Source organism: Sphingomonas sp. 28-62-11, assembly GCF_002278865.1.
Lineage (GTDB): Bacteria > Pseudomonadota > Alphaproteobacteria > Sphingomonadales > Sphingomonadaceae > Sphingomonas.
Genome location: NZ_NCGB01000001.1, coordinates 110,226 through 123,791, shown reverse-complemented (window position 1 = coordinate 123,791; position 13,566 = coordinate 110,226). Strand labels below are relative to the sequence as shown.

The window sequence follows — 13,566 nt, the reverse complement described above, 5'->3', positions numbered from 1 at the left end:
GTTCTGATGAAATGATCCGCCGATGTGCCCCTGCGAAGGAACGGGTCCGGGACGCCAACCGCAACGCATCAGGCTCTGGACCCCCGCGTTCGCGGGAGAACGTACCGTTTGATGTGAAGCTCAGTTCCCGAAATGCTTGTGCGATCGCAGGATGATCACCACTGCGAGCGACAGCAGCAGGATCGCGCTTGCCTCGAACACGATATTTTCGGGCTTCATGTTCTTGCCCTGCAGCACGATCAGCCGGGCCAGCGCGGTGATGGCGATGAAGATCGGGTACACAAAAGGCGCGACGGAGCCGCGGCCGTTGTAGAAGACCGCGATCATGCTGATCACTTCGGTGTAGAGGAACATCAGCAGGATATCGGCAAGCGTGATCGTCTGCGCGAGAATGACGGAGTTCACCTCCCGCGCCACCGCACCGAGCGTCAGCAGCGCGATGATGATGAGCAGTCCGTGCTCGATCAGCGTGAATCCGGCAAGGGTAAGGCTCTTTATCCGCGCCTCGGTCGGGTCGATGCTGGGGCCTTCCAATGGCATCTGATCACGTTCCCTCGCCATGGCGCCAATCAGAGGCGCAGTTAGATCCAGCCTTCGAGCACCTGATCGGGCGGGCGGTGGCCATCTGCCCAGACGCGGATATTGGTGATGACCTTGTCGCCCGTCGCCAGCCGCCCCTCATACGTCGCGGAGCCCATGTGCGGCAGCATGACGACATTGGGGAGAGCCAACAGGCGCGGATCGATCTGCGGTTCGTGCTTCCAAACGTCGAGCCCGGCCCCGGCGAGCCTGCCCGCTTCGAGCGCGTCGACCAGCGCGTCTTCATCGACAATGCCGCCGCGCGCAGCGTTGATCAGGAACACATGCGGGCGCAACAGCGCGATCCGGCGCGCGTCGAGCAAGCTCTCGCTATCGGCGTTGCGCGGGGTGTGGATGGTCAGAATGTCGACCGCTGCTAGCATCGCATCGAGCGATTCGTGCCAGGTTGCGGCCAGTTGCGCTTCCAGCACAGCGGGCAGGCGGTGGCGGTTATGGTAATGGATCGACAGGCCGAAGGCGCGCGCGCGCAAGGCGACCGCCTGGCCGATGCGGCCCATGCCAATGATCCCCAGCGCTTTGCCGCCAATCCGGTGGCCAAGCATCCCGCCCGGGCTCCACCCCTTCCACTGGCCCGAACGGACGAGCTTTTCGCCCTCCGCCAGCCGACGGGGGACGGAAACGATCAGCGCCATCGTCATGTCGGCGGTATCTTCCGTCAGCACGCCGGGCGTATTGGTGACGATAATCCCCCGCGCGCGGGCGGCTTTCAATGCGATATGGTTCACGCCTGCACCGAAATTGGCAATCAGGCGAAGCCGTTCACCCGCCCCCTCGATCAGGCCCGCATCGATATCATCGGTCACGGTGGGAACGAGCACGTCGCAATCGGCCATGGCCGCAGCAAGCTGATCGCGCGTCATCGGGATGTCCTGGCGGTTGTTCGTTGTGTCGAACAACTGCTCCATCCGGTCCATCACCTGATCGGAAAGCTCGCGCGTCACGATCACCTTGGGATGGGGCACCTTTGGCATGGGGCGTCTCATTTCGGGCATTTGTATCGATTGGCGGCTCACGATAGCGCCGTCAACGGTGTTGAAGGAACAGGCTGATTCAAGGTAAACGCCGATTAACCAAAAACGGGGGGCTGCATGCGATTCTTGGCTGGGGTGAAACTGATCACAGCGGTGCTGATACTGGCTGGCATCGCCCCCGATTCAGCCCAATCCCAAACGCGCAAGGCACCCTATTATGCCTCAATCGCGGCGTCAAAGGCCCGTATGCGCACCGGGCCGGGACGTAATTTCCCCGCCAGCTGGTTGTATCTGCGCGCCGACCTGCCGATCAAGATCGTCGACAGCTACAAGGAATGGCGCAAGATCGAGGATCCCGATGGGACGCAAGGCTGGATGCAGGGCAATCTGTTGAGCGATACACGGACCGGCATCATCATGGGTAGCACCGCCGATATGGTGGAAGCGCCTCGTTTCAATGCGCCCTTGCTCTGGCGGGCGGCCCCCGGTGTGGTCGGCCGGATCAGCAAATGTTCGCGCGGCTGGTGCTGGTTCGATGTGCGTGGCCGTGCCGGTTATGTCGAGGCGAACCGGCTTTGGGGCGTGGACAGCGGCGAACAGCTGCCATGATCGCGACGGTTGGCATGGTGCCAACGCGGCATACCCCGTCGGCTAAGGCCGCGTGATCGGTGTTATAACCGGACTGGCGGTAGCGGTGGCGATCAGCGCACCCCATGCAGTTGATACGCTACCCAAATCGTCAATCGTGCTTGAAGTCCCTGCGACGCACCGGTTGATCGAAGGAATCACCACCGATGGCGAAACAATCTGGCTGAGCAGCGTCGTCGATCGCCGAATTCTCGTCTGGCGCGGTACGAAATTGGTGCGCGTGCTGAAGATGCCGCGCGGAACCGCACGCCCGCTCGGAATGGCGTTCGATGCCAGCCGCGACTGGATCTGGATCGCCACGGATTGCCCCCGGATCGTCGCCAGCGATCCCTGCAGTGGTGGCGCCCTGATTGCGATCGATCGGCGGGGCAGGCTGAAGGCCAATCTGCGTCCTGCAGGTGCTGATCCGCATTTCGGAGATGTCTCGGTCCATAAGAGCACCGTGAATGTCAGCGATTCGATGAACGGCGCCGTCTATGCCTGTCGCAGCGATTGCCGTGCGCTCGATGTGGTGGTGCCTGTCGGCGTCGGACGCAGCGCCCAATCCACGGTGCGCTATGATGACGGACGCAGGCTGTTGGTCGCCGATTACAGCGCCGGCATCGCCAGTGTCGACGCGACCGGCGTCCGAACGCCGATCGTCCGGGAGGATGGCCGCCCGTTACGCGGGGTCGATGGCTTGGTGGGCGCGGGCGACTGGATGATCGGCATTCAGAACAGCCAGTCGCCGGGCGTTGTGCTGGTGTTCAAGCTGGCGGCGGATGGGCAGCACTTGGCGGCGCTGCAGGTGCTGGCGGGCGGCGCGGATTATCCCGATCCAACCCAGCTTGCCGTGTCGGGCGACCGCCTATTGATCGTCGCCGATGCCCAATGGGCTGCCTATGATGCCGCTAAGCCCGATGGTCGCCCGGCGCAGCACGTCACCCGCATTCTATCTGTGCCGATCCCGAAATGATGGCGGGAAGGGAAAGTGCCGATCGCGTTGAGGCCGAGGCGCGCGATTTCACCATCGTCCGCGACGACGCAACCGGCCCTGAAATCACCGCCCTGATCGCGCTTCACGTGACTGCCGCGCATGCAGGGACGCCGTCGCAATATGCCTATGCGCTGGGGATCGAGGCGCTGCGTGCGCCGGACATCACGATTTTCACGCTGTGGGAGGGGCAGGCGCTGCTCGGCTGTGCGGCGCTGAAAGATCTCGGGGGCGGCGAGGGCGAAGTGAAATCGATGCGCACCGACCCCGCACATCTGCGCCGCGGCGTCGCTGCCCGCTTGCTGGGGCATCTGATTGATCAAGCGCGGGGAAGGGGATGGCACCGCCTCAATCTCGAAACCGGCACGGTGCCGTCCTTTGATCCGGCCTATGCGCTGTATCGTCGCTTCGGTTTCACCGATTGTGGCCCCTATGCGGACTATGTCGAAAGCCCGCATAACCGGTTCATGACGCTGGCGTTGGGGGCCCAAAACGGATCGGACACGGGTCAGGCGGGATAATGATACCCGCCGCCCTTGCTCCCCCCATGGCATCGTCCTAAAGCCCGCTCCAGCGATTCCGCAGTTGCGAGGGACCCTTGGTCGATCTGTCACAATATCTGCCGATCCTGCTCTTTATCGGGGTGGCGCTCGTCCTGTCGGGGGTGTTCGTGTTCGCGCCGATGGCGGTGTCGCGGCTGACGGGTTCGCACAAGCCGACGCCCGAAAAACTGACCGAATATGAGTGCGGTTTCCCCGCGTTCGAGGATAGCCGCAGCCAGTTCGACGTGCGGTTTTACCTCGTCGCGATTCTGTTCATCATCTTCGATCTGGAAGCGGCATTCATTTACCCCTGGGCCGTTTCGGTGTTCAAGCTCGGCTGGGTGGCGTGGATTTCGATGATGATCTTCATCGCCGAACTGGCGCTGGGCCTTGCCTATGCGTGGAAAAAGGGAGCGCTCGATTGGGAGTAGAACTCGAACGGGCACCCGCGGCTGGCACGTTGCCGGACGTCGCGTTCCTCAACGACATCAACAGCGAACTGGGCGACAAGGGTTTCCTCGTCACCTCGACCGAAGAGCTGTTCCAATGGGCGCGCACCGGATCGCTCTGGTGGATGACGTTCGGGCTTGCCTGCTGCGCGGTCGAGATGATCCACGTCAACATGCCGCGCTATGACCTTGAGCGTTTCGGTGCCGCCCCGCGCGCGTCGCCGCGCCAGTCTGACGTGATGATCGTGGCGGGCACGCTCTGCAACAAGATGGCCCCGGCTTTGCGCCGCGTGTACGACCAGATGAGCGAGCCCAAATACGTCATCTCGATGGGCAGCTGCGCCAATGGCGGCGGCTATTACCATTACAGCTATTCGGTGGTACGCGGCTGTGACCGGATCGTCCCCGTGGACATCTACGTCCCCGGCTGTCCGCCAACCGCCGAAGCACTGCTATATGGTATCATGCAGCTGCAGCGGAAGATCCGTCGCGTCGGGACGATCGAACGGTGAAATCGGCAGCGCCCCGTTACGCGCCAAATGACGGCGTGATCGATGTCGCCCGCGCCGCGTTGGGCGGCATGATTATCGATACACTCGATGCGCATGGAGAGGTGACGCTGACGGTTGATCGCCTGCACTTGATCGATGCAATGGTGGCGTTGCGCGATACGCCGGGGCTTGAATATCAGCAGTTGATGGAGATTGCCGGGGTCGATTATCTCGACCGGGCCGAGCGCTTCGACGTCTGCTACCACCTGCTCAGCCTGACGCGGAACCACCGCATCCGCGTGCGCGTCACGACCGACGAGGAAAAGCCGGTGCCGTCAGTGACGGTGATGTGGCCGGTCGCTGGCTGGCTGGAGCGCGAGGTGTACGACATGTACGGCGTGCTGTTCGACGGCAACATGGATTTGCGCCGCATCCTCACCGATTACGGCTTTCGCGGGCACCCGCAGCGCAAGGATTTTCCGCTCTCGGGCTATGTCGAGCTGCGCTATTCGGAAGAAGCGAAGCGCGTGGTGTATGAGCCCGTCAAGCTCGCCCAGGATTTCCGCAGCTTCGATTTCATGAGCCCGTGGGAAGGCGCGGACTATATCCTGCCCGGTGACGAAAAAGCACCCGTGACGCCGCCCGCTGCCCCGCCGCCGCCGACACCCAAGACGACCGAAACGACCGCGCAGACCGGCGCGGGTAAGCCCGGTCCTGAGGCTGGCCCCAAGCCTGTCGACCCCGATGTGGTGAAAAAGCCGCGTGCGTCACGTGCCAAGAAGGCGAGCCCCGACAATGGCTGACTATATGGAAAAGCTCGCCGGGATCACCGATGCCGCCGATCCCACCACCGGCGATGTCGCGATCGAGAATTACACGATCAATTTCGGCCCGCAGCATCCTGCCGCACACGGCGTGCTGCGCCTCGTGATGGAGCTGGACGGCGAGATCGTCGAGCGGCTCGACCCGCATATCGGTCTGCTCCACCGCGGCACCGAAAAGCTGATCGAGCACAAGACCTATCTGCAGGCGCTCCCGTATTTCGACCGGCTCGATTATTGCTCGCCCTTGTGCATGGAGCATTCTTACGTGCTCGCGATCGAGAAACTGCTCGATCTCGAAGTGCCGCTGCGTGCGCAATATCTGCGGGTGTTCTTTGCTGAATTGACGCGCATTTCCAATCACATGCTCAACCTCGGCAGCCATATGATGGATGTCGGCGCGATGACGCCGAATCTGTGGCTGTTCGAAATTCGCGAGGATTGCCTGAACTTTTTCGAGCGCGTCTCGGGCGCGCGGATGCACTCAGCCTATTTCCGGCCGGGCGGCGTGCATCAGGATACGCCGCTTAAGCTGCTGACCGACATCGCCGACTGGCTCGACACCCGCCTGCCGCGCCTGTTCGAGGATGCGATCAGTCTGGTCGCCGACAACCGCATCTTCAAGCAGCGCAACGTCGATATCGCGGTAGTGAGCCGCGAGGATGCGATCAAATGGGGCTTTTCCGGCCCGATGATCCGGGGCGCGGGCATTGCGTGGGATCTGCGCAAGTCGCAGCCCTATGACGTGTATGACCGGATGAAGTTTGAGATCCCGGTCGGCACGCGCGGCGATTGCTATGACCGGTTCATGGTCCGCGTCGAGGAAGTTCGCCAGTCGATCAGGATCATGAAGCAGTGCCTGAACGAGATGCCCGAAGGGCCGATCGCGTCGCTGGATCGCAAGGTCGTGCCGCCCAAGCGTGGCGAGATGAAGCGATCGATGGAAGCGCTGATCCACCACTTCAAACTTTATACCGAAGGCTTCCACGTGCCCGCCGGCGAAGTTTATGTCGCGACCGAAAGCCCCAAGGGCGAATTCGGTGTCTATCTGGTAAGCGACGGGACCAACAAGCCATACCGCTGCAAGATCCGCCCGACGGCCTTCTCGCACCTGCAGGCGATGGATTTCATGAGCCGGGGGCACATGCTGGCCGATACGACAGCGATCCTGGGCGCGCTCGATATCGTTTTTGGCGAGTGCGACCGGTGAGCGCAGCTTCCTTCCCCCGTCATGCCGGACTTGATCCGGCATCCCGCTTCTTGTTTGTCGCCGCGTCGAAAGGCAGCGGGACCCCGGATCAAGTCCGGGGTGACGGAGTATATGGAAGTGAGTGAAGCGCACCGCATCCCAGCTGGCAGCGCACCTCGCGGGTTCAATCGCGTCGTCGACCTTGCCGACGACGTCGCGAACCGGTTTCGCGTGCCGTTGTCGATCCTGTCGGTCGGCCTGTTCGTGCTGACTTGTGCCGATTATGCTGGCTTTCTGCGACTGCCCAACGTCGTGGTCATCGGTGGGACGCCCGGCCTGATCGTCGCTGTTGCCTTCAACGCCATTTGGTGGGGTTTTCTCTATCCCCGCGCTGAAAAACGCCGCGCCGAACGCACCACCCACTCCCATCCGATGAAAGCCAAGGCAAATGGCTGATCACGCCCATATCCCCGACGAAGCCGAAACCCGCGCGCGTTGGGGCGATTTTGCCTGGACGCCGGAAAACGCCGCCAAGGCGAAGGAAATCGTCGGTCGTTATCCCCCCGGTCGCCAGCAATCGGCGTCGATCCCGTTCCTCGATCTCGCCCAGCGACAGGTCGGCGCGGCGACGCAGACACAGGGCTGGCTGCCGGTGCCCGTCATCGAGTTCGTCGCGCGCGAACTTAGTATGCCCTATATGCGGGTGTATGAAGTCGCGAGCTTCTACACGATGTTCAATCTCGCCCCTGTCGGTCGCTATCACGTGCAGGTGTGCGGGACGACGCCGTGCATGCTGGCGGGATCGGATGACGTGTTTGCCGCGTGCAAGAACCATGGCCTGATCAAGGGCAAGACGACGCCCGACGGCTTGTTTACGCTAACCGAGGTCGAGTGTCTCGGCACCTGCGCCAATGCGCCGATGGTCCAGATCAACGACGACAATTTCGAAGATCTCGACTATGATCGCATGACCAAAGTGCTCGAAGCGCTGGCGCGCGGAGAGGCGCCAACGCCTGGATCACAGATCGGGCGGCAGACGAGTTGCCCGGAGGGTGGCCCGACCAGCCTGAAGGACATGGTGACCGAGAACCACGATTATCGCGGGGAATGGGCATGACGGTTGAGGAAACGCGCTTCATTACCGAGAGGCTGCAAGGCATCCGGAGCGACACGAGCGACGTGAAATCGCGGATGACCAGCATGGAATTGCGCCAGACAGCGATGGAGCACCGGTTGCTTGGTATCGATACCCATCTGGCTGCAGTTCAGCACGATGTGAGTGCGCTGATCATTGATATGCGCCGCGTGAAGCAACGGCTCGAACTGGTGGAGGAATGACGGCATGAACATTCTGATCGCAATCGGCGTCGCGTTGCTCGCGCTGTTCGTCCTCGTCGCGCTGGTGAAGCTCGCCTTTGGGCTGATTGTGCTTGCGCTGATCCTCGGCACCGGTGTCGCCGCCTATTTCGTTGCCGAAAAGCTGATCGGGCAGGGGCGATGACAATGAATAACCGGTATTTGCTCTTGCGTGAGCGACCGATTCTTTCTGGGCTGATATGGTCGATGCTGACCATGGCGATCATTCTGGCGTTCGATGCTTGGTTCGATACCCCGAAGCAGTTTGATCATGCCGGATTCGAATTCGTGCTTTTGCTCATCGGCGGCCAAGTTTGGGCGTTTTGGCTCCGCCGCCACGAGGATGAGGTCGATACTCATGCTCGCTGACCGAGAAACATCCTGCTGGGGAGGGTGGTGATGCCCAATGCTGCAAAGACTGGCGTGCCGATCATTGGGATCATTTTCCTGTTGCTGGCCGTGTTCAGATTCATCAACGGCGATTCGTGGCTCGTCTGGGCCATTCTGGGCTTTCTGTTCGGCGGCTTCGGCATCTTTAACCGATCGGGTGGCGACAAGTCCGGGGGGGATAAGGCGTGAGCCTAGCGGACAAGGATCGGATTTTCACCAACGTCTATGGTTTCCAGTCGTGGCGGCTGGAGGCGGCGCTGAAGCGTGGCGATTGGGATAATACCAAGGCGTTGCTGGCGCTGGGGCCGGATGCGATCATCGATCAGATAAAGGCGTCGGGCCTGCGCGGGCGTGGCGGGGCGGGCTTTCCCACCGGCACGAAATGGAGCTTCATGCCAAAAGAGCCGAAGCCCGATCGGCCGAACTTCCTCGTCATCAATGCCGATGAGAGCGAGCCGGGCAGCTGCAAGGACCGCGAGATCATCCGCCACGATCCGCACAAGCTGATCGAGGGCGCGCTGGTCGCCGGTTTCGCGATGCGCGCGCGCGCCGCCTATATCTACATTCGCGGCGAGTATATCCGCGAGGCGGAGACACTTTTTGCGGCGATTGCAGAGGCTTATGACAAGGGTCTGATCGGCAAGAACGCCTGTGGCTCCGGCTATGATTTCGACGTGTTCTGCCACCGCGGCGCGGGCGCCTATATCTGCGGTGAAGAAACCGCGATGCTCGAAAGCCTGGAAGGCAAGAAGGGCCAGCCGCGCCTGAAGCCGCCCTTCCCGGCAGGGGCTGGGCTCTATGGCTGCCCGACCACGGTCAACAATGTCGAATCGATTGCGGTCGCGCCCACCATCCTGCGCCGATCGCCCGAATGGTTCTCCAGCTTCGGACGCGAGAACAACAAGGGCACGAAGCTGTTCCAGATCAGCGGCCATGTGAACAAGCCGTGCGTGGTCGAGGAAGCGATGAGCATACCGTTCCGCGAACTGATCGAGAAGCATTGCGGCGGTGTGCGCGGCGGGTGGGATAATCTGCTCGCGGTGATCCCCGGTGGCTCATCGGTACCCTTGGTGCCGGCCGCCGAGATCATGGACGCGCCGATGGATTTTGACGGGCTGAAGGCGCTCGGTTCGGGCCTCGGTACCGCTGCCGTGATCGTCATGGACAAATCGACCGATATCGTCCGCGCGATCAGCCGCCTGAGTTACTTCTACAAGCACGAAAGCTGCGGCCAGTGCACCCCTTGCCGCGAAGGCACCGGCTGGATGTGGCGCGTGATGGAGCGGATGCGCACCGGTGACGCCGACGTCAGCGAGATCGACACGCTCTACCAGGTGACCAAGCAGGTCGAAGGCCACACGATCTGCGCGCTGGGCGATGCGGCCGCCTGGCCGATCCAGGGCCTGATCAAGCATTTCCGCCCTGAGATGGAACGCCGCATTGCGGAGAGGCGCGGTGGTGACGCGGCACCGATGATGGAAGCTGCTGAATAATGCCTAAACTCAAAATCGACGGTATCGAGATCGAGGTGCCCCAGGGTGCCACCGTGCTGCAGGCGTGCGAGCTGGCGGGGAAGGAAATCCCGCGTTTCTGCTATCACGAACGCCTGAGCATCGCGGGCAATTGCCGCATGTGCCTGGTCGAGGTGAAGCCCGGCCCGCCAAAGCCGCAGGCTTCTTGCGCGCTGCCAGCGGCCGAAAATCAGGAGATTTTCACCAACTCGCCGATGGTGAAGAATGCGCGCGAAGGGGTGATGGAGTTTCTCCTCATCAACCACCCGCTTGATTGCCCGATCTGCGACCAGGGCGGGGAATGCGATCTGCAGGACCAGTCAGTCGCCTATGGCCGTGGATCGTCGCGCTATGACGAGAACAAGCGCGCGGTGACCGAGAAATATATGGGCCCGATCGTCAAGACGGTGATGACGCGCTGCATCCAGTGCACGCGCTGCGTCCGCTTTGCCGAGGAAGTCGCTGGCGTTGAGGAAATCGGCGCGATCGGGCGCGGCGAGAATATGCAGATCACCAGCTATCTCGAACATGCGGTGACAAGCGAGCTCAGCGGCAATGTGGTCGATCTCTGCCCGGTCGGTGCGCTTACCTCGAAGCCCTATGCGTTCGAGGCACGGCCCTGGGAGCTGAAAAAGACGCTAACGATTGATGTGATGGACGCGGTCGGCACCAATATCCGGCTCGACAGCCGCGGGCGCCAGGTGCTGCGCTGCCTGCCGCGCATCAACGAAGACGTGAACGAGGAGTGGGCGACCGACAAGACGCGCCACGCAATTGACGGGCTCGTGCGCAAGCGGCTCGATCGACCGTTCGTGCGCAAGGACGGCAAGCTCGTTGAGGCGAGCTGGGATGAGGCCTTCGCTGCAATTGCGGCAGTAAAGGCTGGCAAAAGTGTGGCGGCCATCGCTGGCGATCTGATCGATTGCGAAACAATGTTTGCGGCCAAGGCGCTGCTCGCGAAAATGGGTTCGTCGTTGCTCGAAGGGCGCCAGACCGGCATGGCCTATGACGTCACGTCGCTGGCGGCCGTTAACTTCAACACCACGATTGCGGGCGTTGAGCGCGCAGATGCGATCTTGCTGGTCGGCACCAATTTGCGCTGGGAAGCGCCACTGGTGAACACCCGGGTACGCAAGGCGATCAAGAAGGGGGCGAAGGTCTTCGCGATCGGGCCGGAGACGGACCTGACCTATAAGGTCGAATGGCTGGGCAATGGCCTGTCGGCGATGGGCAAGCTGCCTGAGGCGGCGGCGGAAGCGTTCAAGAATGCCCAGCGGCCGATGATCATCGTCGGCGGGGCTGCCCTGAAATCCGGGCATGGTGCCGCGCTGGCGTTCGCCAAGCAGCATAATCTGGTGCGCACGTTGGAGGACGGCACCGCCTGGAACGGCTTCAACGTCGTGCACATGGCGGCGGCGCGGATGGGCGGGCTGATGCTCGGCTATGCGCAACCGGGCGGCATTGCCGATATCGCCGCAGCAAAGCCCAAGCTGGTGTTCTTCCTGGGCGCGGATGAGGTCGATTTCTGGGACTTCGCCAAAAGCTTCAAGGTCTATATCGGCCATCACGGCGACAAGGGCGCGGCGCATGCCGATGTCGTCCTGCCGGGCGCAAGCTATGCCGAGAAATCGGGGACGTGGATGAACCTGGAAGGCCGCGTTCAGCGCGGCGAACAGGCGGTGTTCCCGCCCGGCGATGCGCGTGAAGACTGGACGATCCTGCGGGCACTTTCGGCGGTGATGGGCCACACGCTGCCGTTCGACACGATCGATCAACTACGCGCCGACATGGCCAAAGCTGTGCCTGAGCTCGGGCAGCTTGGGCTTGTGACGTTCGACTGGGCACCCGCCGCACTTGACGCAAAAGGCGAGGGCGAGATCGGCTATCCGATCAAGGATTTCTACCTCACCAACGCCATTTGCCGTGCCAGCCCGACGATGCAGCGCTGCTCGGCGGAACTGGTGCACGGCCAAAGCTTTGCGGAGGCGGCGGAATGACCTGGTGGTTCACCTATCTCGGCATGCCGTTTGAGGGCGCGTGGTTCCTCGCGACGCTGATCGACATCCTGCTGATCGCATTGCCGGTGATGCTCGCGGTCGCGCTGATCATCTATGCCGATCGCAAGATTTGGGCGGCGATGGCGCTGCGGCGGGGGCCAAACGTCGTCGGTCCGTTCGGCATTCTGCAATCGTTCGCAGATGGCCTGAAGGTGTTCCTGCAGGAAACGATCATCCCGTCGGGTGCCAACAAGGGCCTGTTCCTGCTTGCGCCGATCATCACCTTCACGGTCGCGCTGATCGTGTGGGCGGTGGTGCCGTTCCAGGCCGATCTCATCCTGTCGAACATCAATGTCGGGCTGCTGTATGTGCTCGCGGCGAGTTCGCTCGGCGTCTACGGCATCATCCTGGCGGGTTGGTCGTCCAATTCGAAATACCCGTTTTTCTCGGCCATCCGCGCGGCGGCGCAGATGGTTTCTTATGAAGTCGCGATCGGCTTTGTGCTGATTTCGGTGGTGCTGTGGTCGGGCACGTTCAACCTTGCCGGTATCGTCGACGCACAGAAGAATGTCTGGGGCTTTGCGGCATTCCCGGTGAATGGCTTCGCGTTCAACCCGTTGCTCTTCCCAATGGCGGTGGTGTTCTTCATTTCGTCGCTCGCGGAAACCCAACGTGCGCCGTTCGACCTGACCGAGGCTGAAAGCGAGCTCGTCGCGGGATACCAGACCGAATATTCCTCGATGGCATTCGCGCTCTACTGGCTGGGCGAATATGCCAACGTCATCCTGATGTGCGTGCTGAATGCGACGCTTTTCTGGGGTGGGTATCTGCCGCCGGTCGATTGGGCGCCGCTTTATTATGTGCCAGGCATCATCTGGCTGTTCGGCAAGATGCTGTTCTTCTTCTTCCTGTTCAGCTGGGTGAAGGCGACCGTTCCGCGTTACCGTTATGATCAGCTGATGCGGCTCGGCTGGAAGGTGTTCCTGCCGCTGTCGCTGATCTGGGTGTTTTTGGTGAGCGGCTATCTGATGCTCGTTCGCGTGGGAGTTCCAGCATGAATATCGGCCAGACCATCAAGGCCTTCACGCTGTGGGAGTTCGTTCGCGCCCATGCACTGACCCTGAAGTATTTCTTCAAGGCCAAGGCGACGATCAACTATCCCTACGAGAAGAACCCGATCTCGCCGCGGTTCCGGGGAGAGCATGCGCTGCGGCGCTATCCCAACGGCGAGGAGCGCTGCATCGCGTGCAAACTGTGCGAGGCGGTGTGCCCGGCACAGGCGATCACGATCGAGGCTGAGCCGCGCGACGACGGATCGCGCCGCACGACACGCTATGACATCGACATGACCAAGTGCATTTATTGCGGCCTTTGTGCGGAAGCGTGCCCGGTTGATGCGGTGGTCGAAGGGCCGAATTTCGAATTCGCGACCGAAACCCGGGAAGAACTGATCTACGACAAGGCGAAACTGCTCGATAATGGCGATCGGTGGGAGCGTGTGATCGCGGCAAACCTTGCCGCCGATGCCCCGTATCGCTAAGCGCGCTGTGACTTCAGGGACCATCATGATTCACCAACAACAGGTCACCCCGGCGAACGCCGGGGTCTCAAGCGGCTCGGGAGCGCTT

The 13,566-nt window shown here is 61.9% G+C and carries 19 protein-coding genes; 17 read left to right on the top strand and 2 right to left on the bottom strand.

Annotated features, from left to right (window positions below):
* Window positions 1-120: 120 nt before the first annotated feature.
* Together B7Y49_RS00620 and B7Y49_RS00615 are read right to left on the bottom strand one after the other, a co-directional pair.
* The gene (locus B7Y49_RS00620; RefSeq protein ID WP_374125616.1) at window positions 121-561 is read right to left on the bottom strand and encodes a phosphate-starvation-inducible protein PsiE; all 441 of its coding nucleotides are present in this window, start codon (window positions 559-561) and stop codon (window positions 121-123) included.
* A gap of 20 nt (window positions 562-581) precedes the next feature.
* A complete protein-coding gene (locus tag B7Y49_RS00615; RefSeq protein WP_374125615.1) occupies window positions 582-1,592 on the bottom strand; it encodes a D-glycerate dehydrogenase in 1,011 nt (336 codons plus the stop codon).
* Between the two features lie 96 nt (window positions 1,593-1,688).
* Here B7Y49_RS00615 and B7Y49_RS00610 point away from each other — a divergent pair, with 96 nt between their 5' ends.
* The 17 genes from B7Y49_RS00610 (at window position 1,689) to nuoI (ending at window position 13,478) form a co-directional block, all read left to right on the top strand.
* On the top strand, window positions 1,689-2,180 hold the full coding sequence (locus tag B7Y49_RS00610; RefSeq protein WP_374125614.1) for an SH3 domain-containing protein: 492 nt from the start codon (window positions 1,689-1,691) through the stop codon (window positions 2,178-2,180).
* 52 nt (window positions 2,181-2,232) lie between these two features.
* Complete coding sequence (locus B7Y49_RS00605) at window positions 2,233-3,174, top strand: hypothetical protein (RefSeq protein ID WP_374125613.1); 942 nt, start codon at window positions 2,233-2,235, stop codon at window positions 3,172-3,174.
* On the top strand, window positions 3,174-3,713 hold the full coding sequence (locus B7Y49_RS00600) for a GNAT family N-acetyltransferase (RefSeq protein WP_374125612.1): 540 nt from the start codon (window positions 3,174-3,176) through the stop codon (window positions 3,711-3,713). Before B7Y49_RS00605 ends, B7Y49_RS00600 begins: the two co-directional genes overlap by 1 nt.
* Window positions 3,714-3,790: 77 nt before the next feature.
* Window positions 3,791-4,165, top strand: coding sequence for an NADH-quinone oxidoreductase subunit A (locus tag B7Y49_RS00595; RefSeq protein WP_374125611.1), 375 nt, complete (start codon window positions 3,791-3,793; stop codon window positions 4,163-4,165).
* Complete coding sequence (locus tag B7Y49_RS00590; RefSeq protein ID WP_374125610.1) at window positions 4,156-4,695, top strand: NADH-quinone oxidoreductase subunit B family protein; 540 nt, start codon at window positions 4,156-4,158, stop codon at window positions 4,693-4,695. The genes B7Y49_RS00595 and B7Y49_RS00590 overlap by 10 nt, the downstream gene beginning before the upstream one ends.
* On the top strand, window positions 4,692-5,477 hold the full coding sequence (locus B7Y49_RS00585; protein WP_374125609.1) for an NADH-quinone oxidoreductase subunit C: 786 nt from the start codon (window positions 4,692-4,694) through the stop codon (window positions 5,475-5,477). Before B7Y49_RS00590 ends, B7Y49_RS00585 begins: the two co-directional genes overlap by 4 nt.
* Window positions 5,470-6,705: an NADH-quinone oxidoreductase subunit D gene (locus B7Y49_RS00580; protein WP_374125608.1), complete on the top strand. Its 1,236-nt coding sequence runs from the start codon at window positions 5,470-5,472 to the stop codon at window positions 6,703-6,705. The genes B7Y49_RS00585 and B7Y49_RS00580 overlap by 8 nt, the downstream gene beginning before the upstream one ends.
* Window positions 6,706-6,822: 117 nt before the next feature.
* Window positions 6,823-7,140, top strand: coding sequence for a hypothetical protein (locus tag B7Y49_RS00575; protein WP_374125607.1), 318 nt, complete (start codon window positions 6,823-6,825; stop codon window positions 7,138-7,140).
* Window positions 7,133-7,801: an NAD(P)H-dependent oxidoreductase subunit E gene (locus B7Y49_RS00570; RefSeq protein ID WP_374125606.1), complete on the top strand. Its 669-nt coding sequence runs from the start codon at window positions 7,133-7,135 to the stop codon at window positions 7,799-7,801. Before B7Y49_RS00575 ends, B7Y49_RS00570 begins: the two co-directional genes overlap by 8 nt.
* A complete protein-coding gene (locus B7Y49_RS00565; RefSeq protein ID WP_374125605.1) occupies window positions 7,798-8,022 on the top strand; it encodes a hypothetical protein in 225 nt (74 codons plus the stop codon). The genes B7Y49_RS00570 and B7Y49_RS00565 overlap by 4 nt, the downstream gene beginning before the upstream one ends.
* 4 nt (window positions 8,023-8,026) lie before the next feature.
* Window positions 8,027-8,185 (top strand): hypothetical protein, encoded by a 159-nt coding sequence (locus B7Y49_RS00560; protein WP_374125604.1) that lies wholly within the window; start codon window positions 8,027-8,029, stop codon window positions 8,183-8,185.
* Between the two features lie 2 nt (window positions 8,186-8,187).
* Complete coding sequence (locus B7Y49_RS00555; protein ID WP_374125603.1) at window positions 8,188-8,409, top strand: hypothetical protein; 222 nt, start codon at window positions 8,188-8,190, stop codon at window positions 8,407-8,409.
* A 30-nt stretch (window positions 8,410-8,439) separates the two neighbouring features.
* Window positions 8,440-8,619, top strand: a complete 180-nt coding sequence (locus tag B7Y49_RS00550) for a hypothetical protein (protein ID WP_374125602.1) — start codon at window positions 8,440-8,442, stop codon at window positions 8,617-8,619.
* Entirely contained in the window at window positions 8,616-9,923 is a 1,308-nt protein-coding gene (gene nuoF / locus B7Y49_RS00545) for an NADH-quinone oxidoreductase subunit NuoF (protein ID WP_374125601.1), read from the top strand. The genes B7Y49_RS00550 and nuoF overlap by 4 nt, the downstream gene beginning before the upstream one ends.
* Window positions 9,923-11,938, top strand: coding sequence for an NADH-quinone oxidoreductase subunit NuoG (gene nuoG / locus B7Y49_RS00540; RefSeq protein WP_374125600.1), 2,016 nt, complete (start codon window positions 9,923-9,925; stop codon window positions 11,936-11,938). The genes nuoF and nuoG overlap by 1 nt, the downstream gene beginning before the upstream one ends.
* Window positions 11,935-12,996 carry an NADH-quinone oxidoreductase subunit H gene (nuoH, locus tag B7Y49_RS00535; RefSeq protein WP_374125599.1) on the top strand — a complete coding sequence of 354 codons (1,062 nt, stop codon included), beginning with the start codon at window positions 11,935-11,937 and terminating at the stop codon, window positions 12,994-12,996. The genes nuoG and nuoH overlap by 4 nt, the downstream gene beginning before the upstream one ends.
* Window positions 12,993-13,478, top strand: a complete 486-nt coding sequence (nuoI, locus tag B7Y49_RS00530; protein ID WP_374125598.1) for an NADH-quinone oxidoreductase subunit I — start codon at window positions 12,993-12,995, stop codon at window positions 13,476-13,478. Before nuoH ends, nuoI begins: the two co-directional genes overlap by 4 nt.
* Window positions 13,479-13,566: the final 88 nt, after the last annotated feature.

Excerpts from the sequence above, each read along its gene's own strand:
- nuoI (WP_374125598.1), top strand. The coding sequence starts at position 12,993 with ATGAATATCGGCCAGACCATCAAGGCCTTCACGCTGTGGGAGTTCGTT.
- B7Y49_RS00570 (WP_374125606.1), top strand. The coding sequence starts at position 7,133 with ATGGCTGATCACGCCCATATCCCCGACGAAGCCGAAACCCGCGCGCGT.
- nuoH (WP_374125599.1), top strand. The coding sequence starts at position 11,935 with ATGACCTGGTGGTTCACCTATCTCGGCATGCCGTTTGAGGGCGCGTGG.
- B7Y49_RS00580 (WP_374125608.1), top strand. The coding sequence starts at position 5,470 with ATGGCTGACTATATGGAAAAGCTCGCCGGGATCACCGATGCCGCCGAT.
- B7Y49_RS00600 (WP_374125612.1), top strand. The coding sequence starts at position 3,174 with ATGGCGGGAAGGGAAAGTGCCGATCGCGTTGAGGCCGAGGCGCGCGAT.
- B7Y49_RS00615 (WP_374125615.1), bottom strand. The coding sequence starts at position 1,592 with ATGCCCGAAATGAGACGCCCCATGCCAAAGGTGCCCCATCCCAAGGTG.
- B7Y49_RS00610 (WP_374125614.1), top strand. The coding sequence starts at position 1,689 with ATGCGATTCTTGGCTGGGGTGAAACTGATCACAGCGGTGCTGATACTG.
- B7Y49_RS00620 (WP_374125616.1), bottom strand. The coding sequence starts at position 561 with ATGGCGAGGGAACGTGATCAGATGCCATTGGAAGGCCCCAGCATCGAC.
- B7Y49_RS00555 (WP_374125603.1), top strand. The coding sequence starts at position 8,188 with ATGAATAACCGGTATTTGCTCTTGCGTGAGCGACCGATTCTTTCTGGG.
- nuoG (WP_374125600.1), top strand. The coding sequence starts at position 9,923 with ATGCCTAAACTCAAAATCGACGGTATCGAGATCGAGGTGCCCCAGGGT.
- B7Y49_RS00560 (WP_374125604.1), top strand. The coding sequence starts at position 8,027 with ATGAACATTCTGATCGCAATCGGCGTCGCGTTGCTCGCGCTGTTCGTC.
- B7Y49_RS00550 (WP_374125602.1), top strand. The coding sequence starts at position 8,440 with ATGCCCAATGCTGCAAAGACTGGCGTGCCGATCATTGGGATCATTTTC.
- B7Y49_RS00565 (WP_374125605.1), top strand. The coding sequence starts at position 7,798 with ATGACGGTTGAGGAAACGCGCTTCATTACCGAGAGGCTGCAAGGCATC.